This window comes from Gilliamella sp. WF3-4 (assembly GCF_001690275.1).
Lineage (GTDB): Bacteria > Pseudomonadota > Gammaproteobacteria > Enterobacterales > Orbaceae > Gilliamella > Gilliamella apicola_C.
The window spans coordinates 1-498 of the sequence record NZ_LZGW01000021.1 but is presented as its reverse complement, the minus strand read 5'-3'; the positions used below and the strand labels follow the sequence as shown (position 1 = coordinate 498).

The window sequence follows — 498 nt, the reverse complement described above, 5'->3', positions numbered from 1 at the left end:
TATAGATATAACTAAATCTTTGTTTCTTCTAGCACAGCTTAACATATCAGCGCTAATACCATCACCAAAACGGATAGTATCAACATCCGATTTTATTCTATTTAAGAAACCAGTGTATTCTAATTCGCCTCGATTATCTATTGTATCGTGACCGTCGCCCAGATTGAACAAATAGGTATCGTTTCCTGCTCCGCCTGATAAAAGGTCATTCCCTTTACCACCCGATAAGATATCATTACCTTTACTTCCTAAAATGATATCATCTTTATCTGTGCCAATCATATATAGATGGTTATTTAGTACCTCATCCCACGTTAATTTTGTACCATCCGCAAAAATGAACTCTTCAATAACGTTATTTGTATTAATGCCTGCTCTTGCTGACGTTGCATCAGAAAAGATATTCTTAAAGGTTATACTACTGTTGCCTCCAATTAATGTTGCAATTATATCAGTACCTTGGCGTGAAAATCTAATATCACTTGGCATAATTCCATC

The 498-nt window shown here is 35.3% G+C and carries 1 protein-coding gene; it reads right to left on the bottom strand.

Annotated features, from left to right (window positions below; translation table 11 throughout):
* A partial coding sequence (locus A9G47_RS05435) for a calcium-binding protein (protein ID WP_304364032.1) occupies positions 1–489 on the bottom strand: 489 nt, incomplete at its 3' end.
* Positions 490–498 lie beyond the last annotated feature (9 nt).